This window comes from Streptomyces rubrogriseus, from assembly GCF_027947575.1.
GTDB classification, from domain to species: domain Bacteria; phylum Actinomycetota; class Actinomycetes; order Streptomycetales; family Streptomycetaceae; genus Streptomyces; species Streptomyces rubrogriseus.
This window is the reverse complement of record NZ_CP116256.1, coordinates 6592793-6614214: the sequence shown is the minus strand read 5'-3', so window position 1 is coordinate 6614214 and position 21422 is coordinate 6592793. Positions and strand designations below refer to the sequence as shown.

General features: G+C 71.7%; 16 protein-coding genes. 13 read left to right on the top strand and 3 right to left on the bottom strand.

Annotated elements, in window-relative coordinates:
• The first annotated feature begins 162 nt into the window (after window positions 1–162).
• The 6 genes from Sru02f_RS29620 to Sru02f_RS29595 are packed head-to-tail and all read left to right on the top strand — an operon-like array spanning window position 163 to window position 8846.
• Window positions 163–1848: an extracellular solute-binding protein gene (locus tag Sru02f_RS29620; RefSeq protein ID WP_109035958.1), complete on the top strand. Its 1686-nt coding sequence runs from the start codon at window positions 163–165 to the stop codon at window positions 1846–1848.
• A 27-nt stretch (window positions 1849–1875) separates the two neighbouring features.
• Window positions 1876–2913, top strand: coding sequence for an ABC transporter permease (locus Sru02f_RS29615; protein WP_109035956.1), 1038 nt, complete (start codon window positions 1876–1878; stop codon window positions 2911–2913).
• A complete protein-coding gene (locus tag Sru02f_RS29610) occupies window positions 2910–3881 on the top strand; it encodes a carbohydrate ABC transporter permease (protein WP_109035954.1) in 972 nt (323 codons plus the stop codon). Before Sru02f_RS29615 ends, Sru02f_RS29610 begins: the two co-directional genes overlap by 4 nt.
• Complete coding sequence (locus Sru02f_RS29605) at window positions 3881–5851, top strand: beta-galactosidase (protein ID WP_109035952.1); 1971 nt, start codon at window positions 3881–3883, stop codon at window positions 5849–5851. The genes Sru02f_RS29610 and Sru02f_RS29605 overlap by 1 nt, the downstream gene beginning before the upstream one ends.
• Window positions 5848–8073, top strand: a complete 2226-nt coding sequence (locus Sru02f_RS29600) for a glycosyl hydrolase family 95 catalytic domain-containing protein (RefSeq protein ID WP_109035950.1) — start codon at window positions 5848–5850, stop codon at window positions 8071–8073. Before Sru02f_RS29605 ends, Sru02f_RS29600 begins: the two co-directional genes overlap by 4 nt.
• A gap of 38 nt (window positions 8074–8111) precedes the next feature.
• The gene (locus tag Sru02f_RS29595) at window positions 8112–8846 is read left to right on the top strand and encodes a glycoside hydrolase family 12 protein (protein WP_109035948.1); all 735 of its coding nucleotides are present in this window, start codon (window positions 8112–8114) and stop codon (window positions 8844–8846) included.
• Window positions 8847–8917: 71 nt separating this feature from the next.
• On the opposite strand, the gene Sru02f_RS29590 is transcribed toward Sru02f_RS29595, so the two are convergent.
• A complete protein-coding gene (locus Sru02f_RS29590; protein ID WP_109035946.1) occupies window positions 8918–9931 on the bottom strand; it encodes a LacI family DNA-binding transcriptional regulator in 1014 nt (337 codons plus the stop codon).
• Between the two features lie 292 nt (window positions 9932–10223).
• Between Sru02f_RS29590 and Sru02f_RS29585 the strand changes: the two genes are divergently transcribed.
• From Sru02f_RS29585 to Sru02f_RS29555, 7 genes are all read left to right on the top strand, one after another.
• The gene (locus tag Sru02f_RS29585) at window positions 10224–12236 is read left to right on the top strand and encodes an acyl-CoA dehydrogenase family protein (protein ID WP_109035944.1); all 2013 of its coding nucleotides are present in this window, start codon (window positions 10224–10226) and stop codon (window positions 12234–12236) included.
• A gap of 126 nt (window positions 12237–12362) precedes the next feature.
• On the top strand, window positions 12363–13619 hold the full coding sequence (dxr, locus tag Sru02f_RS29580; protein WP_109035942.1) for a 1-deoxy-D-xylulose-5-phosphate reductoisomerase: 1257 nt from the start codon (window positions 12363–12365) through the stop codon (window positions 13617–13619).
• Between the two features lie 8 nt (window positions 13620–13627).
• Window positions 13628–14920: a M50 family metallopeptidase gene (locus tag Sru02f_RS29575; RefSeq protein ID WP_109036324.1), complete on the top strand. Its 1293-nt coding sequence runs from the start codon at window positions 13628–13630 to the stop codon at window positions 14918–14920.
• Between the two features lie 195 nt (window positions 14921–15115).
• Window positions 15116–16273 (top strand): flavodoxin-dependent (E)-4-hydroxy-3-methylbut-2-enyl-diphosphate synthase, encoded by a 1158-nt coding sequence (ispG, locus tag Sru02f_RS29570; protein WP_087806966.1) that lies wholly within the window; start codon window positions 15116–15118, stop codon window positions 16271–16273.
• Window positions 16274–16371: 98 nt separating this feature from the next.
• Window positions 16372–17220: a GNAT family N-acetyltransferase gene (locus tag Sru02f_RS29565; RefSeq protein ID WP_164276305.1), complete on the top strand. Its 849-nt coding sequence runs from the start codon at window positions 16372–16374 to the stop codon at window positions 17218–17220.
• Window positions 17221–17278: 58 nt separating this feature from the next.
• A complete protein-coding gene (locus Sru02f_RS29560) occupies window positions 17279–17821 on the top strand; it encodes a GNAT family N-acetyltransferase (RefSeq protein ID WP_109035937.1) in 543 nt (180 codons plus the stop codon).
• Between the two features lie 73 nt (window positions 17822–17894).
• Entirely contained in the window at window positions 17895–19598 is a 1704-nt protein-coding gene (locus tag Sru02f_RS29555; protein WP_109035935.1) for a proline--tRNA ligase, read from the top strand.
• 375 nt (window positions 19599–19973) lie between these two features.
• On the opposite strand, the gene Sru02f_RS29550 is transcribed toward Sru02f_RS29555, so the two are convergent.
• Together Sru02f_RS29550 and Sru02f_RS29545 are read right to left on the bottom strand one after the other, a co-directional pair.
• Window positions 19974–20879 carry an aminoglycoside phosphotransferase family protein gene (locus Sru02f_RS29550; protein ID WP_109035933.1) on the bottom strand — a complete coding sequence of 302 codons (906 nt, stop codon included), beginning with the start codon at window positions 20877–20879 and terminating at the stop codon, window positions 19974–19976.
• Between the two features lie 39 nt (window positions 20880–20918).
• Window positions 20919–21422, bottom strand: a complete 504-nt coding sequence (locus tag Sru02f_RS29545) for a ferritin-like domain-containing protein (RefSeq protein ID WP_109035931.1) — start codon at window positions 21420–21422, stop codon at window positions 20919–20921.

Sequence of the window (21422 nt, the reverse complement as noted above, 5' to 3'; positions counted from 1 at the left end):
AATCTTGGGAACGACCCTTGTGTGCCCCGGGGGGTTAACTTAACCTCGCTGCAACATCGAAGCGCTTCGACACAAGCCGAGTTCAGTTCCCTCACGACACCGCAGCCGACGGCCACCGTCGGGTGTTTTGGTGTGCCACGAAGGCACGAAGGGTTGACGCACATGACGCCGAACGCCGCCTCCGGTCCCAGCCGGAGAAGTTTCCTCGCCTCCACGGCGGTCGCCACCGCGGCCGTGGCGGGAGGGGTGCCGCTGCTCTCCGCCTGCGGCGGTTCCGAGGGAGGCTCGCGCGACGGCACCACGTCGGGCAAGGACGCCGAGAAGCTGCTGCCGGCCTACGTGGCGGCGAGCGTGGTCACGCCCGACATCCCGAGCAAGAACGGCTCCGCGGTCGGCTTCACGAGCAAGCTCGACCTCGCGGACCTGAAGACCTCGGTGCCCAAGAAGCTCGGCAAGGGCGGCCGGGTCACCGTCATGTCGCCGTTCTGGGGGTCCCCGCCCAAGGAGGACAACGCCTACTACAAGGCGATGAACGACCTCGTCGGCGTCGACGTGGTCTGGCAGAACCAGGACGGCAACACCTACGACCAGAAGCTCGGCGCGGTCCTCGCCTCCAGCGAGGTGCCCGACGTCGTGGTCGTGCCCGGCTGGAACATGACCGGCAAGATACCCAGCGCCATCATCGGCAAGTTCGCCGACCTCGGCCCCTACCTGTCCGGCGACGCGGTCAAGGAGTACCCGAACCTCGCCGCGATCCCCACCGACGCCTGGCAGCGGTCCATCTTCGGCGGCAAGCTGCTCGGCCTGCCGATGCCGTCCTCGTACGTGTCCGGCATCGTGCCGCTGTACCGGCAGGACGTCTTCGAGAAGGAGGGCTACGAAGTCCCCCGTTCCTGCGACGAGTTCATGGCGCTGGCCAAGGACGCCACCAACGCCAGGGCCAAGCGCTGGGCCTGCCTGGACATGAAGTGGACCGCCTTCAACGCCTTCGGTGTGCTCTCCGGCAACGAGAAGTCGCTCGGCTGGAACCAGGTCGACGGCAAGCTGGTCTACCGCGCCGAGACGGACGAGTACCTCGAGGCGCTGGAGTGGACGCGCAAGCTGTTCGCCGCCGGGGTCGTGCACCCCGACGCCAAGCTCGGCAAGTCCAACGCCGCCGACCCCGGGCCCAAGTTCGCCGCCGGCGAGTTCCTCGTCTACAACCAGGACATCTCCCAGTGGTGGAGCCGCACCGCGGAACAGGCCACCCAGAACCCCGAGTTCAGGATCTGGGGCATGGACTTCTTCGGGCACGACGGCGGCGCGCCCACCCTGTGGGCGCAGAACCCGGCCAGCATCTTCGCCTTCGTCAACAAGAAGGCGTCCAAGTCCGTGATCCGCGACGTGCTGGCCCTCGCCAACGTCACCGCGGCGCCGTACGGGACCAAGGAGTACATGGCCACCAACTACGGCGTCGAGGGCACCCACTACACCGTCAAGGACGGCGTGCCCACCAAGACCGACCAGGGCAACATCGACGTGATGAACGCCTACGTGATGGTGGCGAGCCCCGCGGCGACCATCGCCCACCCGGACTTCCCCGAGGTCGCCAAGGGGCAGGTCGAGTGGCAGCAGCGGACGGGCGCCGTCACCAGGAAGCCCACGTTCTACGGCATGCAGATCGTCGAGCCCGCCCGCTACACCAACCTCTCCAACGACTTCGAGCAGCTGGAGGACGACATCGTCCGCGGCCGCAAGAAGATCGGCGACATGCAGCAGGCCGTCTCCGACTGGAAGAACAAGGGCGGGGACAAGCTGCGCGACTGGTACCAGAAGATCCTCGACGAGAACGGTCCGGCGGCCGGCTGACCGGGTACCGAGGCAAGGAGAACCACCGTGTCCCACAGCACGGTGCCTCGGACCAGGGCCGAGGCCGATGCGACGAAGAAGACCCCGGTGGCGTCCGGCGACGCCACCGGCCCCGACGGCGGGAAGCGGCAGCCGGGGAAGCCGAGCCTGCGGCTGCGGTTCCGCCGCGACCGCGTACTGCTGCTGATGACACTGCCGGCCGTGCTGCTGGTACTGCTCTTCAACTACGTGCCGATCCTCGGCAACGTCGTCGCCTTCCAGGAGTACGACCCCTACCTCAGCGACAACGGGGTCGTCTCCATCCTGCACAGCCCCTGGGTGGGCCTGGAGAACTTCCAGCGGATCTTCGAGGACTCCGCCTTCTGGAACTCGGTGCGCAACACGCTCGTGCTCTTCGCGCTCCAGCTCGTGCTGTACTTCCCGATCCCCATCGCCCTCGCGCTGCTCATCAACAGCGTGGTCAGGCCCCGGGTGCGGGCGATCTCGCAGGCCATCCTCTACCTGCCGCACTTCTTCTCCTGGGTGCTGGTCATCGCCGTCTTCCAGCAGCTGCTCGGCGGCGCCGGGCTGCTGTCCCAGCTGCTGCGCGACCACGGGTACGACGGGCTGAGCGTCATGACCGACCCGGACACCTTCAAGTTCCTGGTCACCGCGCAGAGCGTGTGGAAGGACGCAGGCTGGGGGATCATCGTCTTCCTCGCCGCCCTCGCCTCGGTCAGTCCCGACCTGTACGAGGCCGCCGCGATGGACGGCGCGAACCGCTGGCGCCGCATGTGGCACGTCACGCTGCCCGCGCTGCGTCCGGTGATCGCCCTGCTGCTGGTGCTGCGCGTCGGGGACGCCCTGACGGTGGGCTTCGAACAGATCCTGCTGCAACGCGACGCCGTGGGACCGGGCGCGGCCGAGGTCCTCGACACCTTCGTGTGGTGGAACGGCGTGCGCAACCAGGACTTCGGCTACGCGGCCGCCGCGGGGCTCGTCAAGGGCGTCATCAGCCTCGGCCTGGTGCTGGTGGCCAACAAGGTGGCCCACCTCATGGGCGAGCAGGGGGTGTACAAGAAGTGACCGCCGTACCCGAAGCGACAGCCGTACGGGACACGACCGCCGCGAGCGGCACACCCGCCCGCCGGCCCCGCCCGTGGGCGGCCCCGCCCCGCCCCGTGTGGGAGGAGAGGCCCAGCCGGGCCGGACTCGCCGGCAAGGGACTCGTGCTGCTCCTGGCCTGCCTGGGCATCCTCTTCCCGCTGTGGATCGTCGTCGTCACCAGCCTCTCCAGCCGCAGGTCCATCGACGAGGCGGGCGGCCTGGTGATGATCCCCAAGGACATCACCTTCGTCGCCTACCAGGAGCTGCTCAGCGGCGGCCAGGTCACCCGCGCCGCCCTCGTCAGCATCGGCGTCACACTCGTCGGCACCCTGTTCTCCATGGCGGTGTCCGTGCTGTGCGCCTACGGGCTCTCCCGCAGCGGCTCGCTGGGACACCGCTGGATCCTCATGGTGCTGCTCGCCACGATGTTCTTCAGCGCCGGTCTCATCCCCACCTATCTGCTGGTGCAGTCCCTGGGCCTGACCGACAGCTACCTCGCGCTGATCCTGCCCAGCGCGATCAGCGTCTTCAACATCCTGGTGCTGCGCGGCTTCTTCATGGGCATCTCCCAGGAACTGATCGACAGCGCCCGCATCGACGGCGCCGGGGACCTGCGCATCCTGTGGCGGATCGTCCTGCCGCTGTCCCGCGCGGTCGTCGCGGTGATCACCCTCTTCTACGCCGTCGGCTACTGGAGCGCCTGGTTCAACGCCTCCCTCTACCTGAACGACCAGGACATGCTGCCCCTGCAGAACGTCATGATCCAGCTGGTGCAGAAGCAGGAGGCACCGGTCGGCCTCGGCCAGGCGATCAAGACCGGTGAACTGTCCGGACTGGCCGTGCAGATGGCCGTGATGGTCATGGCCCTGCTGCCGGTGGCCGTCCTGTCGCCCTTCGTCCAGCGCCACTTCAGGAAGGGCATGCTCACCGGGGCGGTGAAGGGCTGATGCCGGACCTGTCCGACGCCACCCGCCGGCGCATCCTCTTCGGCGGCGACTACAACCCCGAGCAGTGGCCCGAGGAGACCTGGCCCGAGGACGTACGCCTGATGAAGGCAGCCGGCGTCAACTCCGTCACGCTCGGCGTCTTCTCCTGGTCGAAGCTCGAACCACGCCCGGGCGTCCACGACTTCGGCTGGCTGGACCGGCTCATGGACCTGCTGCACGAGGCCGGTATCGGCGTCGTCCTCGCCACCCCCACCGCTTCGCCCCCGCCCTGGCTGGGGCACCTGCACCCCGACACCCTGCCCCGCGACGCCGACGGCCGCACCGAGTGGTGGGGCGGCCGGCAGCACTTCTCGCACTCCAGCACCGTCTACCGCCGACACGCCGCCGCCATCACCGAGGCACTGGCCGCGCGGTACGGGGGCCATCCCGCGCTCACCCTGTGGCACATCAACAACGAGTACTGCACCTACGACCACGGCGACGAGGCCGCCACCCGCTTCCGCCGCTGGCTCCAGGACCGCTACCGCACCCTCGACGCCCTCAACACCGCCTGGGGCACCGCCTTCTGGAGCCAGGGCTACGGCGACTGGGCCGAGGTCGCCCCGCCCCGCCGCGCCCACTACCTGAGGAACCCCAGCCAGGTGCTGGACTTCCGGCGCTTCACCTCCGACATGCTCCTGGAGTGTTACACCGCCGAGCGCGACATCGTCCGCCGCCACACCCCGCACATCCCGGTCACCACCAACTTCATGCCGCTGTGGTCCGGCCAGGACGCCTGGCGCTGGGCCGAGGAGGAGGACGTCGTCTCCGTCGACCTCTATCCCGACCCGCGCGACCCGTTCGGCGCCCAGGAGGGTGCCCTGGTCCAGGACATGACCCGCTCCCAGGCCCGCGGCCCGTGGATGCTCATGGAGCAGGCGGCCGGCGCCGTCAACTGGCGGGGCGTGAACCACCCCAAGCCGCGCGGCCTCAACCGCCTCTGGTCGCTCCAGGCGGTGGCCCGCGGCGCGGACGCCGTCTGCTACTTCCAGTGGCGCCAGTCGCGGCAGGGCGCCGAGAAGTTCCACTCCGGGATGGTCTCCCACGCGGGGGAGCGGGGGCGTACCTACCAGGAGGTCGAGCGGCTCGGCGCGGACCTGGCCCGGATCGCCCCGCACGTCACCGGCGGCGCGGTCGCCGCCGAGGTGGCCGTCCTGCACGACTGGCACTCCTGGTGGGCGGGCGACCAGGAGGCCCGGCCCTCCCGCGAGTTCGACTACCCGGACGTCCTGAGGGCCTGGCACCGCGCGCTCTGGCAGGCCGGTCTCACCACCGACTTCGCCCGCCCCGACCACGACCTGACCGGCTACCGGCTCGTGGTCGTCCCGCAGCTCTACCTCCTCACCGACGCGGCCGTCGACAACCTCGTCGCCCACGTGCGTGGCGGCGCCACCCTCGTCTGCGGCTTCCTGACCGGTGTCGCCGACCAGGACGACCGGATACGGCCCGGTGCCATGGACGTCCGGCTGCGCGAGCTGTTCGGCATCCGCACCCTGCACGAGTGGTGGCCGCTCCGGCCGGGCGAGGAAGCCGAGTGCGAGGGCGGCCTGCGCGGCACCCTGTGGTCCGAGGAACTCGAGCCCGACGGCACCGCGGACGAGACGATCGCCTACCGGGGCGGGGAACTCGACGGACTGCCGGCCGTCCTGCGCAAGGGCCGCGCCTGGTACCTCTCCACGCTCCCCGAGCCGGACCGGCTGCGCGCGCTGCTGGCTCGCGCCGCCGCCGACGCGGGCGTCCGGCCGGTGCTCGACGGGCTGCCGGACGGCGTCGAGGCGGTCCGGCGCGGTGACCTGCTGTTCCTGCTCAACCACGGCCGCGAACCGGTCACCGTCGACCTCCCGGGCACCCACCACGACCTGCTGACGCGGACGACGGCAACCGACCGGATCACCCTCGGCCGCTACGGCGCGGCGGTGCTGAAGCCATGAGCGCCACGCCCGTCCACGGCACCTGGGAGCCGGAACCCGCCGCCCGCTGGGAGGACGCCTTCCTGAGCGGCAACGGCCACCACGGCGTCCTCGTGTCCGGCGATCCGGACGCCGACCGGGTGATCGTCACCCACCACACCCTCGTCCGCCCCGACGGGGACGACGGACACCGCCGCCCGCCCGCGCTCGCCGCCGGACTCGGCGCCCTCCAGGACCGGCTGCTGGCCGGGGACGCCACCGCCGCCGAGGACTTCACCGACGGCCGTCCGCTGCAGTGGGTGCGCCCCTTCCACCCGGCCTTCCAACTGCGCCTGAACCGGCCACCGGAGGACGACACCCACGGCACCCGCGCCCCCTACCACCGCGCCGTCGACTTCACCACCGGCGAGACCACGGCCACCCGCGGCGACTGGACCAGCCGCGTCTTCGTCTCCCGCGCCGACGACGTGATCGTCCAGCGCGTCACCGCCCCGCACCTCGCCCTCTACCTCTCCCTCGACCCCCGCCTGCCCGGCGCCCCCGCCGGACTCCGCATCGGCCACGGCGCCGTCCTCGCCCCCGAGGGCGCCCTGCTCACCCTGCGCGCCCGCTACCCCGGCAGCGACCTCGCCTACACCGGCGTCACCCTCGCCGCCGTCACCGGCGGCACCGTGAAGCTGGCCCCGCCGGGCGTCCTCGTCGAGGGCGCCACCGAGGTGCTGCTCCTCACCCGGGTGCGCCGCCACACCGGCGAGCTGGACACGGTCGTCGAGAGCCGCGCCCTGCGCGACCTGCTGGACGGCGCCCCGTACGCGGCACCGTACGACGACCTCCTCGCCCGGCACCTGACCAGGCACCGCACCGCGTACGACCGAGTCACCCTCGACCTCGCCGCCGACCCCGCCGAACGCGCCCTGCCCGGCTCGGCACTGCTCGCCCGGCCCGGCGGCCCCGCCCTGCTGGAGCGGCTCTTCGCCGCCGGCCGCTACCACCTGCTGTCGGCGAGCGGCCTGCTCCCGCCCCGCCTCACCGGCCTGTGGACCGGCGACTGGAACACCGCCTGGTCCGGCGCCTTCACCACCAACGCCAACCTCAACCTCCAGACCGCCTCCGCCGCGGCCGCCGCCCTCCCCGAGGTCACCGAGGCCCACGCCGCGCTGGTCCACCGGCAACTGCCCGACTGGCGGGACAACGCCCGCGAGATCTTCGGCGCCCGGGGTGTGGTCGCGCCCTCGCACACCGACGGCGAGTGCGGCCACACGTACCACTTCAGCCGCGAGTACCCGCTGCACCTGTGGACCGCGGGCGCCGACTGGCTGCTCAAGCCCCTCGTCGACCACGACGAGACCCGAGGTGTCCACGATCCGCGCACCACCGCCGCCCTGGCCGAAGTCGCGCTCTTCTACGAGGACTTCCTCCACCGCGCCGACGAGCACGGCCACCTGGTCGTCGTCCCCTCCTACTCGCCCGAGAACCGTCCCGCGGGCGCGAGTTGGGGCGCCCTGAACGCGGCCATGGACCTCTCCGCCGCCCGGCACGCCCTGCTGACCGCCGCCGACCGCCACCCCGAGCACGCCGACCGCTGGCGCGCCCTCGCCGACCGCCTCCCGGCGCACCGGGTCAACGCCGACGGCGCCCTCGCGGAGTGGGCGTGGCCCGGCCTGGCGGACACCTACGACCACCGCCACCTCAGCCACCTCTACGGCGTCTGGCCGCTGGACGAGATCAACCCGTACGACACCCCCGGCCTCGCCCGGGCGGCCCACCGCGCACTGACCCTGCGCGGCGCCGAGAACGACTCCGCCCACGGCCACCTCCACCACGCCCTGGTCGCGGCCCGCCTCCGGGACGGAGCCGGGGTCGGGCACGCGCTGGGGCAGGTGCTCGGCGGCGACTACTTCCACGCGTCCCTGATGAGCGCGCACTACCCCCGCCGCGACGTCTACAACGCGGACGCCGCGCACGCCCTGCCCGCCGTGCTCGTCGAGATGCTCGTGCAGTCCACCCCCGGCCGGCTGGTCCTGCTCCCGGCGCTCCCCGCCTCCTGCCCGCAGGGCGAACTCAGGGGCGTACGCACCCGGTTCGGTGCCGTACTCGACCTCACCTGGAGGCCCGACGGCGGCGCGACGGCCGTCCTGCGCCCCGCCCGCACCCGCCGCATCGAACTCCGGACCCCCTCCGGCGCCGAACCGCTCGACCTCACCGCCGGGGAGGACCGCGTCATCAGCGTCCCGGCGCGGTAGCACCAGCGCACGTCCCCTCACCCATGGAAGGAAACGCCATGGCACCACGCACGCGCCCCACCCGTACCCGCGCCCGCACGCGCACCCTGACCGCCCTCCTCGCCCCGGCCCTCGCGCTCGGCGCCACCGTCGGACTCGCCGCCGCCCCCGCCCAGGCCGCCGTCTGGAACTCCTGCGACCAGTGGGGCAACACGAGCCTGAACGGCTACACCCTCTACAACAACATCTGGGGATCCGGCGCAGGCAGCCAGTGCGTCTGGGCCAACTCCGGTACCAACTGGGGCGTCTGGGCCGACCACCCGAACACCGGTGGCATCAAGTCCTACCCGAACGCCAAGAAGGTGATCAACAAGCCGATCACCTCCCTCTCCGCGCTCACCAGCAGCTACAACGTCACGGTTCCGTCGTCCGGCGCGTACAACACCTCGTACGACATCTGGGACACGGACTACGACTACGAGATCATGCTCTGGGTCAACCACAACGGCGCCGTCGGCCCCCTCGGCACCTCGCAGGGGTCCGTCAGCCTCGGCGGCCACACCTGGGACGTCTACAAGGGGAACAACGGTGCCAACGAGGTCTTCTCGTTCCTGCGCACCTCGGACTCGAACTCCGGCACCGTGAACATCCTCCCGATCCTGAAATGGATCAAGGACACCAAGGGCTGGATGGGCAACGAGACCATCGGCGACGTGCAGTTCGGCTACGAGATCACCTCGTCCGCCGGCGGCCTCGACTTCCGCACCAACAACCTGACGGTCAGCGGCGGCTGACCACGGCACCCGCGCGCCACGGCGCGGGGGCCGGTCCCGGGACCGGCCCCCGCGCTCGGCAATTCACACCCCTAGGGCCCGACGGGTGCCGGTCCGGAGCTGGCCCGGACGGTCAGCTCCGGCGCGAGCAGCACGACCTCGTCGCTGCCCCGGCCGTCGAGCTTGGCGACCAGCTGTTCCACGGCCCGCCGCCCCATCTCCTGCGCGGGCACCGCGACCGAGGTGAGCCGCACCGAGGCCTGGGTGGCGACCTGCTCGGGGCAGACCGCGACCACCGACACGTCCTCCGGCACGGCCCGCCCCTGCTGGCGCAGCAGGGCGAGCAGCGGCTCGACGGCCGCCTCGTTCTGGACGACGAACCCCGTGGTGTCCGGGCGTTCGTCGAAGACGCGGGCCAACGTCGCGGCCATCGCGTCGTACCCGCCCTCGCAGGGCCGGTGCAGCAGCCGCAGACCCAGCTCGCGGGCGCGGGTGCGCAGCCCGTCGAGGGTGCGCTCGGCGAATCCGGTGTGCCGTTCGTAGACGGCGGCGGCCTCGCCTATGACGGCGATGTCGCGGTGCCCCAGCTGCGCCAGGTGCTCCACGCACAGCGCGCCGGTCGCCCGGAAGTCCAAGTCGACGCAGGTGAGGCCCTCCGTGTCGGCGGGGAGTCCGATCAGGACGGACGGCTGGTCGGTGCCTCGCAGCAGGGGGAGCCGCTCGTCGTCGAGCTCGACGTCCATGAGGATCATCGCGTCGGCGAGCCCGCTGCCGGTGACCCGGCGCACCGCGTCGGGGCCCTCCTCGCCGGTGAGCAGCAGGATGTCGTACCCGTGGGTGCGCGCACCGGCCGCGACCGCGATGGCGATCTCCATCATCACCGGTACGTACATGTCGGTGCGCAGCGGGATCATGAGGGCGATGATGTTCGACCTGCTGCTGGCCAGTGCGCGGGCACCGGCGTTCGGGTGGTAGCCGAGCTTCCGGATGCTCTCCTCGACCCGCTGCCGGGTGGTGGTGGAGATGGACCGCTTGCCGCTGAGGACATAGCTCACCGTGCTCGCCGAGACTCCGGCGTGCTGGGCGACCTCGGCGAGGGTGACCATCCGGCTCTCCAAGTTTTGTGAAGCGCTTCGACAGCGCGCGGGACCAGTAGGAGTGGGGCGAGGGTGGTTCGACAGTAGCCGCAGTGTGGGTGGGTGTCCATAGTCCGTCGAAGCGCTTCGACTCGCTCGTCCTCCGCGTTCCCGTCTCCCGGTCTCCCCCCGCAGTATCGGCCGAACGGCCGCACGAAGGGTGGCTGGGTCGCCCCGGATCGGGTACATACGATCGGGTAGCACCGACTAGTAACGTACGTCCGCAAGTTCGTGCAGGACGAATCGTGGCGAGGTGAGCCTCATGTCCGCACCACCCACCCCCTCCTCTTCCTCTGCTTCTCCCTCCTCCCGACCCACCGTCACCGAACGTGAGGCCCGCCAGGTCGCGGAGGCGGCCCGGGAACAGGACTGGCGCAAGCCCAGCTTCGCCAAGGAGCTGTTCCTCGGCCGCTTCCGTCTCGACCTCCTCCACCCCCACCCGCTCCCGGCCGACCAGGACGTACAGCGCGGCGAGGAGTTCCTCGCCAAGCTGCGCGACTTCTGCGAGACGAAGATCGACGGGGCGGTGATCGAGCGCGACGCGCGGATCCCCGACGACGTGATCACCGGGCTGAAGGAGCTGGGCGCCTTCGGCATGAAGATCGACACCAAGTACGGCGGCCTCGGCCTGACCCAGGTCTACTACAACAAGGCCCTCGCCCTGGTCGGATCCGCGAACCCCGCGATCGGCGCGCTGCTCTCCGCCCACCAGTCGATCGGCGTGCCGCAGCCGCTGAAGATGTTCGGCACCCAGGAGCAGAAGGACACCTTCCTGCCCCGCTGCGCCCGCACCGACATCTCGGCCTTCCTGCTCACCGAGCCGGACGTCGGCTCCGACCCGGCCCGCCTGGCCACCACGGCCGTCCGGGACGGCGACGACTACGTCCTGGACGGCGTGAAACTGTGGACCACCAACGGCGTGGTCGCCGACCTGCTCGTCGTCATGGCCCGCGTCCCGAAGCCGCAGAAGGGCGAGGGAGGCAGGGACGGCAAGGACGGCAAGGACGTCAAGGACGGCAAGGGGGGCATCACCGCCTTCGTCGTCGAGGCGGCCTCCGAAGGCATCACGGTGGAGAACCGCAACGCCTTCATGGGCCTGCGCGGCCTGGAGAACGGCGTCACCCGCTTCCACCGGGTCCGGGTGCCCGCCGCCAACCGCATCGGTCCGGAGGGCGCCGGCCTCAAGATCGCGCTCACCACCCTCAACACCGGCCGCCTCTCCCTCCCCGCGATGTGCGTCGGGGCGGGCAAATGGTGTCTGAAGATCGCCCGCGAGTGGTCGGCGGTGCGAGAGCAGTGGGGCAAGCCGGTCGCGCTGCACGAGGCGGTCGGCTCCAAGATCTCCTTCATCGCGGCGACGACCTTCGCGCTGGAGGCCGTCCTCGACCTCTCCTCCCAGATGGCCGACGAGGACCGCAACGACATCCGCATCGAGGCCGCCCTGGCCAAGCTCTACGGCTCCGAGATGGCCTGCCTGATGGCCGACGAACTGGTCCAGATCCGCGGCGGCCGGGGCTTCGAGACCGCGGCCTCCCTCGAAGCCCGCGGCGAGCGCGCGGTCCCCGCCGAGCAACTCCTGCGGGACCTGCGCATCAACCGCATCTTCGAGGGCTCCACCGAGATCATGCACCTGCTGATCGCGCGCGAGGCGGTCGACGCCCACCTCTCCGTCGCCGGCGACCTGATCGACCCCGACAAGACCCTCTCCGACAAGGCGAGGGCGGGCGCGCAGGCCGGCGTCTTCTACGCCAAGTGGCTGCCGAAGCTCGTCGCGGGCCCCGGTCAACTCCCGCGCTCGTACGCGGATTTCCACCCCTCGGGCCACCCCGACCTCTCCTCCCACCTGCGCTACGTCGAGCGCACCGCCCGCAAGCTCGCCCGCTCCACCTTCTACGCCATGTCCCGCTGGCAGGGCCGGATGGAGACCAAGCAGGGCTTCCTGGGCCGGATCGTCGACATCGGCGCGGAGCTGTTCGCGATGAGCGCCGCGTGCGTGCGCGCCGAGCACCTGCGCGTGAAGGACGACCACGGCCGCGAGGCGTACCAGCTCGCCGACGCCTTCTGCCGCCAGTCCCGCATCCGCGTCGAGGAACTCTTCGGCCGCCTGTGGAGCAACACCGACGACCTGGACCGCAAGGTCGTCAAGGGCGTGCTCGGAGGTGCCTACGAGTGGCTGGAGGAGGGCGTCGTCGACCCGTCGGGCACCGGCCCGTGGATCGCGGAAGCCGCCCCGGGCCCGTCCCGGCGGGAGAACGTCCGCCGCGCCATCGGCTGACCCGGGGCCCCGCCCGGACGGAACGCGCGCGGGAGAGCCGCCTCGGCGATCTCCCGCGCGGGCCCGCGACACCCGACCGAGGGACGCGCTGTCCTCCCGGAGGGCCGTTGCGGACACAATGGGGGGATGAGCGACAGTCCAGCCCCACTCGCCGACCCCCACCTCGTCTACGACCCGGTGGCGGGCGACGGCCCGAAGGACGTGGTGGTCCTCGGGTCCACCGGGTCGATCGGGACCCAGGCCATCGACCTCGTGCTGCGCAACCCGGACCGCTTCCGGGTCACCGCCCTGTCCGCCAACGGCGGCCGGGTCGCCCTCCTCGCCGAGCAGGCGTACCGGCTGAAGGCGCGGACCGTCGCCGTCGCCCGCGAGGACGTCGTACCGGCGCTCCGGGAGGCGCTCACCGCCCAGTACGGGACGGGCGAGCCGCTCCCCGAGATCCTCGCCGGGCCGGAGGCGGCCACCCAGGTCGCCGCCTCCGACTGCCACACCGTGCTCAACGGCATCACCGGCTCCATCGGACTCGCGCCCACGCTCGCCGCCCTGGAAGCGGGCCGCACCCTCGCGCTGGCCAACAAGGAGTCGCTCATCGTCGGCGGCCCGCTGGTCAAGGCGCTGGCCAAGCCGGGCCAGATCATCCCGGTCGACTCCGAGCACGCCGCCCTCTTCCAGGCGCTGGCCGCCGGCACCCGCGCCGACGTGCGCAAGCTGGTCGTCACCGCCTCCGGCGGCCCGTTCCGCGGCCGTACCAGGGACCAGCTGGCGGCCGTCACCGTCGAGGACGCCCTCGCCCACCCCACCTGGGCCATGGGTCCGGTGATCACGATCAACTCCGCGACGCTCGTCAACAAGGGCCTGGAGGTGATCGAGGCCCACCTGCTCTACGACATTCCCTTCGACCGCATTGAGGTGGTCGTGCACCCGCAGTCGTATGTCCACTCGATGGTTGAGTACACGGACGGATCGACCCTGGCCCACGCCACGCCCCCCGACATGGGCGGGCCCATCGCCGTGGGTCTCGGCTGGCCCGAACGCGTCCCCGACGCCGCGCCCGCCTTCGACTGGAGCAAGGCCTCGACCTGGGAGTTCTTCCCCCTCGACAACGAGGCCTTCCCCTCGGTGAACCTGGCCAGGCACGTCGGACAGCTCGCGGGCACGGCCCCGGCGGTGTTCAATGCCGCCAATGAGGAGTGCGTCGAGGCGTTCCGCTCCGGCGCGCTGCCGTTTCTCGGGATCATGGAGACCGTCACGCGGGTGGTCGAGGAGCACGGCACCCCCCGTACGGGAACCTCGCTCACCGTCGCGGACGTCCTCGAAGCGGAGACCTGGGCACGCGCCCGGGCCCGGCAACTGGCGGCACAGACGGCGGAGGCCCGTGCATGACGACCCTGATGTTCATCCTCGGCATAGTCCTCTTCGCCGTCGGCCTGCTGTTCTCCATCGCCTGGCACGAGCTGGGCCACCTGTCCACGGCCAAGATGTTCGGCATCCGGGTGCCGCAGTACATGGTGGGCTTCGGACCGACGCTCTTCTCGAAGAAGAAGGGCGACACCGAGTACGGCGTCAAGGCCATCCCGTTCGGTGGCTACATCCGCATGATCGGCATGTTCCCGCCCGGCGCCGACGGCCGCATGGAAGCACGCTCCACCTCGCCCTGGCGCGGGATGATAGAGGACGCCCGCTCGGCCGCCTTCGAGGAACTGCAGCCCGGTGACGAGAAGCGCCTCTTCTACACGCGCAAGCCGTGGAAGCGCGTCATCGTGATGTTCGCCGGTCCGTTCATGAACCTGATCCTCGCCGTGGTGCTCTTCCTCACGGTGCTGATGGGCTTCGGCATCTCCCAGCAGACCACCACCGTCAGCTCGGTCTCCCAGTGCGTCATCTCGCAGAGCGAGAACCGCGACGACTGCGCCAAGTCCGACCCGGCCTCCCCGGCCGCGGCGGCGGGCCTGCGGGCCGGGGACAAGATCCTCGCCTTCGACGGCGTACGCACCGACGACTGGGACAAGCTGTCCGACCTGATCCGCGCCAACCCCGGCGAGGACGTGCCGGTCGTCGTCGAGCGCAAGGGCGAGGAGATCACCCTCCACGCGACCATCGCCACCAACAAGGTCGCCAAGAAGGACTCCAACGGACAGATCGTCCAGGGCGAGTACGTCACCGCGGGCTTCCTCGGCTTCAGCTCCGCCAACGGCGTGGTGAAACAGGACTTCGGCCAGTCCGTGACCTGGATGGGCGACCGGATCGGCGACGCCGTCGACAACCTCGCCGCCCTGCCCGCCAAGATCCCCGCCCTGTGGGACGCCGCCTTCGGCGACGGACCCCGCGAGGCCGACTCCCCGATGGGCGTCGTCGGCGCGGCCCGCGTCGGCGGCGAGATCGCCACCCTCGACATCCCGCCCACCCAGCAGCTCGCCATGTTCGTCATGCTGGTGGCCGGCTTCAACCTCTCCCTGTTCCTCTTCAACATGCTCCCGCTGCTGCCGCTCGACGGCGGCCACATCGCGGGCGCGCTGTGGGAGTCGCTGCGCCGCGCCACCGCGAAGGTGCTGCGCAGGCCCGACCCCGGGCCCTTCGACGTGGCGAAGCTGATGCCGGTGGCCTACGTGGTGGCGGGCGTCTTCGTCTGCTTCACGCTGCTGGTGCTGGTCGCGGACGTCGTCAACCCGGTCCGCATCACCTGACGACGAGAAGCCCGATCCGGAGAGCATGTCCCTCCGGACCGGGCTTCACTCGCCTCGCCCGGCAGATGGACGCCATAGGGTGCATCTCCCGTACGCCGCGTACCCGGCGTTCATGTCGGTGCCGTAATCTCGAAGGCCGGAGCCCGCCGCTGAACGGGGCCGGACCTTGATCCACGACTTGGGGTTGCACAGCAGATGACTGCGATTTCTCTCGGCATGCCGGACGTTCCGACCAGGCTCGCGGAGCGCCGCAAGAGCCGGCAGATCCAGGTCGGGCCCGTGGCGGTGGGCGGCGACGCCCCCGTGTCGGTGCAGTCCATGACCACGACCCGCACCTCCGACATCGGCGCCACCCTCCAGCAGATCGCCGAGCTGACGGCGTCCGGCTGCCAGATCGTCCGGGTGGCCTGCCCCACCCAGGACGACGCCGACGCGCTGCCCGTCATCGCGAGGAAGTCGCAGATCCCGGTGATCGCGGACATCCACTTCCAGCCCAAGTACGTCTTCGCCGCGATCGAGGCCGGCTGCGCCGCGGTCCGGGTGAACCCGGGCAACATCAAGCAGTTCGACGACAAGGTCAAGGAGATCGCCAAGGCGGCCAAGGACCACGGCACGCCCATCCGCATCGGCGTGAACGCCGGCTCCCTCGACCGCCGCCTGCTCCAGAAGTACGGCAAGGCGACCCCCGAGGCCCTCGCCGAGTCCGCCCTCTGGGAGGCGTCGCTCTTCGAGGAGCACGACTTCCGCGACATCAAGATCTCGGTCAAGCACAACGACCCGGTCGTCATGGTCGAGGCCTACCGCCAGCTCGCCGCCCAGTGCGACTACCCCCTCCACCTCGGCGTCACCGAGGCGGGCCCGGCGTTCCAGGGCACCATCAAGTCGGCGGTCGCCTTCGGCGCGCTCCTCTCCCAGGGCATCGGCGACACCATCCGGGTCTCCCTCTCCGCCCCGCCGGTGGAGGAGATCAAGGTCGGCATCCAGATCCTGGAGTCGCTGAACCTGCGCCAGCGCGGCCTGGAGATCGTCTCCTGCCCGTCCTGCGGCCGCGCCCAGGTCGACGTCTACAAGCTGGCCGAGGAGGTCACCGCCGGTCTGGAAGGCATGGAGGTCCCCCTCCGCGTGGCCGTGATGGGCTGCGTCGTCAACGGCCCCGGCGAGGCCCGCGAGGCCGACCTCGGCGTCGCCTCCGGCAACGGCAAGGGCCAGATCTTCGTCAAGGGCGAGGTCATCAAGACCGTCCCCGAGTCCAAGATCGTGGAGACCCTCATCGACGAGGCCATGAAGATCGCCGAACAGATGGAGAAGGACGGCGTGACCTCCGGCGAACCCTCCGTCTCCGTCGCGGGCTGATCCACCCCCTGGTGCCGCGTCGCCCCAGGGGGCGGCGCGGCATATTCGCGGCAGGTACAGTGCGGGGACCAGCAGATCTCAGGGTGAGGCCCCCGCACGTGTTGACGCAGACCACCTCCCGCGTGCTCGAACCGAGCGACCTGGACGCCGCGCTCGCCATCCTCGACCGCGACCCGGTCGCGAACGCCTTCGTGACCGCCCGCGTCCAGATCGCCGGTCTCGACCCGTGGCGCCTCGGCGGCGAGATGTGGGGCTGGTACGAGCACGGCATGCTCACGTCCCTGTGCTACGCGGGCGCCAACCTCGTGCCCATCGGCGCCACGCCGCGGGCCGTCCGCGCCTTCGCCGACCGCGCCCGCCGGGCCGGCCGCCGCTGCTCCTCGATCGTCGGCCCGGCCGGCCCGACCGCCCAGCTGTGGCGGCTGCTCGAACCGGGCTGGGGCCCGGCCCGCGAGGTCCGCACCCACCAGCCCCTCATGGTCGCCGACCGCCTCCCCGGCGACATCGCCCCGGACCCCTACGTCCGCCGCGTCCGCAAGGACGAGGTGGAGCGGATCATGCCGGCCTGCGTGGCGATGTTCACCGAGGAGGTCGGCATCTCCCCGATGGCCGGCGACGGCGGCCTGCTCTACCAGGCCCGGGTCGCCGAACTCGTCGGCTCCGGCCGCTCCTTCGCCCGCTTCGACGCCGACGGCAAGGTCGTCTTCAAGGCCGAGATCGGCGCCGCCACCGACCGCGCCTGCCAGATCCAGGGCGTGTGGGTGGCCCCCGAGTACCGCGGCAAGGGCCTGGCCGCCCCCGGCATGGCGGCGGTCCTGCGCTACGCCCTCGCGGACGTCGCCCCGGTGGCGAGCCTCTACGTCAACGACTTCAACACCGCGGCGCGACGGACCTACCTCCGGGTCGGCTTCCAGGAAGTGGGCGCCTTCATGAGCGTCCTCTTCTGACCTCCACCGCACCACCTGCCCCGGCACCCCGGCCCCACCCCCCCTGTAGGCTCCCGGCATGGACCTCGTGATCGGCCCACTGGACCTGTCCGCGCACGTGGACGAGGCCCTGGCAGTCCAAGCCGCCGCCTTCGGCCTCGGCCCCGACGAGGTGGCCGTCCGCCGTCAGATCGTCCTGCGCCACATGACCCACCCGGGAGCCAGAGCCCTCGGCGCCACCGTCCGGGGCCGTCTCGTCGGCTTCGTCTACGGCATGCCCAACGACCGCACCCACTGGTGGTCCACCGTCGTCGAGCCGTACCTCCGCGCCCAGGGCACCGAGGCCTGGCTCGACGACTCCTTCGTCATCACGGAGCTCCACGTCCACCCGTCCCACCAGAACCGCGGCGCGGGCCGCTCCCTGATCACCACGATCACCGACGCCGCCACCGAGCCCCGCTCGATCCTCTCCGCGATCGACACCGAGAGCCCCGCCCGCGGCCTCTACCGCTCCCTCGGCTACCAGGACCTCGCCCGCCGGGTCCTCTTCCCCAGCGCCCCCAAGCCGTACGCGGTCATGGGCGCCACGCTCCCCCTGCTGAGGCGCACCCCCGGTCGATAACCGATTTCCACCCCACCGGACCGCCCGGCTAACCTCCTAGCACCACCCTTACGCAGCAGGAGACACGAGAACCATGGCCAACGCACCGGTCCAGCGCATGTCGAAGTTGATGGCGAAGACGCTGCGCGACGACCCGGCGGACGCCGAGGTCCTCAGCCACAAGCTGCTGGTCCGCGCCGGCTACGTGCGCCGCACCGCCGCCGGCCTGTGGAGCTGGCTGCCGCTCGGCAAGAAGGTCCTCGGCAACATCGAGCGCATCGTCCGCGAGGAGATGGACGCCATCGGCGCCCAGGAGGTCCAGCTCCCCGCCCTGCTGCCGCGCGAGCCGTACGAGGCCACGGGCCGCTGGCAGGAGTACGGCCCCGAACTCTTCCGCCTCCAGGACCGCAAGGGCGGCGACTACCTCCTCGGCCCCACCCACGAGGAGATCTTCACCCTCCTCGTCAAGGACCAGGCGTCCTCCTACAAGGACCTGCCGGTCATCCTCTACCAGATCCAGAACAAGTACCGCGACGAGGCCCGCCCCCGGGCCGGCATCCTGCGCGGCCGCGAGTTCCTCATGAAGGACTCCTACTCCTTCGACGTGGCCGACGAGGGCCTCGCCGAGTCCTACGCCCTGCACCGCGCGGCCTACCAGCGCATCTTCGAGCGCCTGGGCCTCGACTACCGCATCGTCGCGGCCACCGCCGGCGCCATGGGCGGTTCCAAGTCCGAGGAGTTCCTGGCCCCCGCGGAGGCCGGCGAGGACACCTTCGCGGACTGCCCGAACTGCGACTACGCGGCCAACACGGAGGCGATCACCTTCCGCCTCACGCCGGTCGACGCCACGGACGTCCCCGCCGCCGAGGACATCCCGACCCCCGACACCCCCACCATCGAGACGCTGGCCGCCTCCCTCGGCGTGGAGGCCTCCGCCACCCTCAAGAACCTCCTCGTCAAGGTGGACGGCGAGATCGTCGCCGTGGGCGTGCCCGGCGACCGCGAGGTCGACATGGACAAGGTCGAGGCCCACTTCGCCCCCGCCGCCGTCGAACTGGTCACCGCCGAGGACTTCGTGGGCCGCCCCGACCTGGTCCGCGGCTACGTCGGCCCGCAGGGCCTGGGCGAGAAGGTCAAGTACATCGCCGACCCCCGCGTCGCACCGGGCACCGCGTGGATCACGGGCGCCAACAAGGCCGACACCCACGCCAAGAACGTCGTGGCGGGCCGCGACTTCGAGGTCGACACCTACGTCGACGTCGTGGTCGTCCGCGAAGGCGACCCCTGCCCCAACTGCGGAACCGGCCTCAAGCTGGACCGCGCCATCGAGATCGGCCACATCTTCCAGCTGGGCCGCAAGTACGCCGACGCCCTCAAGCTCGACGTCCTCGGACAGAACGGCAAGCCGGCCCGCGTCACCATGGGCTCCTACGGCATCGGCGTCTCCCGCGCGGTGGCCGCCCTCGCCGAGCAGCACGCCGACGACAAGGGCCTGGTCTGGTCCAAGGAGGTCGCCCCGGCCGACGTCCACGTGGTCGCCGCGGGCAAGGCGCTGCAGACCGAGCTGGCCCTGGAGGTCTCCGACAAGCTGGCCGCGGCCGGCGTCCGCGTCCTGGTGGACGACCGGGCGGGGGTCTCTCCCGGCGTGAAGTTCACCGACGCCGAACTCATCGGCGTCCCCCAGATCCTGGTGGCCGGCCGCCGCTCGGGCGAGGGCGTCGTCGAACTGAAGGACCGCCGCACGGGCGAGCGCGAGGAAGTAACGGTCGAGGAGGCCCTCACCCGCCTCACGAGCTGACGCCCGGGCGGTCCCTGGCACCCGGCGTAGCACCGGGTGCCAGGGGTGCGTGCGGGCGCGAGGGGGGAGCGCAGCCCGGCGTAGCGGCGTGCCGCTGCGCCCACCCGTGCCGCCCCAGCGGCACGACTGCCCGCAGCTAGGGCGGAGCGGCGTAGGCGACGCGGCGGGAGAGCCGCGTACGGCGAGAAGGGGGCGTGTCGGGGGGTGTCCGCCCGCAGCGGTTGGCGCGTCAACGCGTCGAGCCTCTTCAAGTGACCGATTCCGCGCCGTTCCGAGGACGGACACCCCCCGGCGCGACCCCGACCCACCCACCGGACGTACCGCGCTACGCGTACCCCACCGCACCCGCACAGGCCGCCGCAGGCACCCGCACGGTCACAACCAGCCCGCGAACTCCAACAACAGCTCCGCGTCCCGCTCCCGCCCCACCCGCCGGGCCCGCACCCCCGACTCCACCGCCCGGAACAGCGTCCACCCCCGCAGCCGCTCCTGATCGACCTCCAGCGACTCCGCCAGCCGCTTGATCCGCCGCCGAGTCGTCGACGCCCCCGACGGCTGCGCGATCAGATCCTCCACCCGGTCCCGCACCAGCCGCGCCAGATCGAACGCACTCTCCCCGACCACCGGATCGGGCCCCACCGCCAGCCACGGCATCCGATCCCCGGCGAGCACCTTGCTCTGCCGGAACGTCCCATGCAGCAGCCGCTGCTCCGACGGCCCGCCCAGCAACTCCGCACGCGCCGCGAGCGCCGCGTCCACCAACGGCGCCACCTCCGCGTCCGCCGCCGCTCCCGCCCGCATCGCCTCCGCCTGCCGCCCCGTCCGCTCGGCCACCGTCTCGAACGGATGGGACTCCGGCGGCTCCACCCACAGCCGCCGCAGCGTCCCCGCCGCCTCCAGCAACGCCTTCGCCTCCGGCAACGACCGCACCGACACGTCCGGATGCAGCCGCTCGAGCAGCAGCACGCCCTCCTCGGCCTCCGCCCCCTCCTCCCGCACCTGCACGGCACCCCGCCCACCCCAGTGCACGAGCGCCGCCCGCTCACTCTCCGGCCGAGCCCGGCGCGGGGCGAGCTTCAGCACCGCCGGCACCCCCTCGGCCGTCCGCACCAGCACCACCAGGCTGCCGCGACCCCCGGGCACCTGCACCCGCTCGACCGTCAACCCCCGCCGCGCCACCGCCCGCTCCGCCACTTCGGGCAGCGTCGCCAACCAGTCGTCACCCTCCGGTGCCGTCTCGCCGAACGCCCTGACCAAACGCCGCGGCGGTTCGAAAGCCATGCGCGAGCCGTTCCCTTCCCGTACGGAGAGCCGTACGCGTTACGCAGTCGGTGAGGCCGTCGCCGTCGCCGTGTCGGAGGCATCCGGAGCGGCACCCCGCCCGGCCGGTGTGCTGACCCGCTCGGCGAGCCCAGGGAAGGCTACGCTCCCGCCCCGCCAGCGCACCGCGCGGACCGCCGCCTCGCGCAGCGCCCCGGCCGCCGAGGCCCGCCCGTCGCCCTCGGCCGCCCGCACCAGGTCGGAGTAGACCCCCGCCACCCGGTCCTCCAGCTCCGCCGCCAGCCGCACCGCCGCCGCCGAGTCCGGCACCGAGAAGGGGAGCGCGTACCCCGCCGCCGCGGCGACCGGTTCGCCTCCCAGATCCCGCACCTCGCGCGCCAGCGCGTCCCGCCGCGCCCGGTGCGCGTCATACGCCGTCCGCGCCTCGGCACGCCGTTCCTCAGCGATCCGCCCGCCGACGACGCCGTAGCCGTACACGGCCGCGTGCTCCGCGGCCAGCGCCGCCTGGAGGGCGTCCAGCCGCCCGTTCTCCGCCTCGCCCAC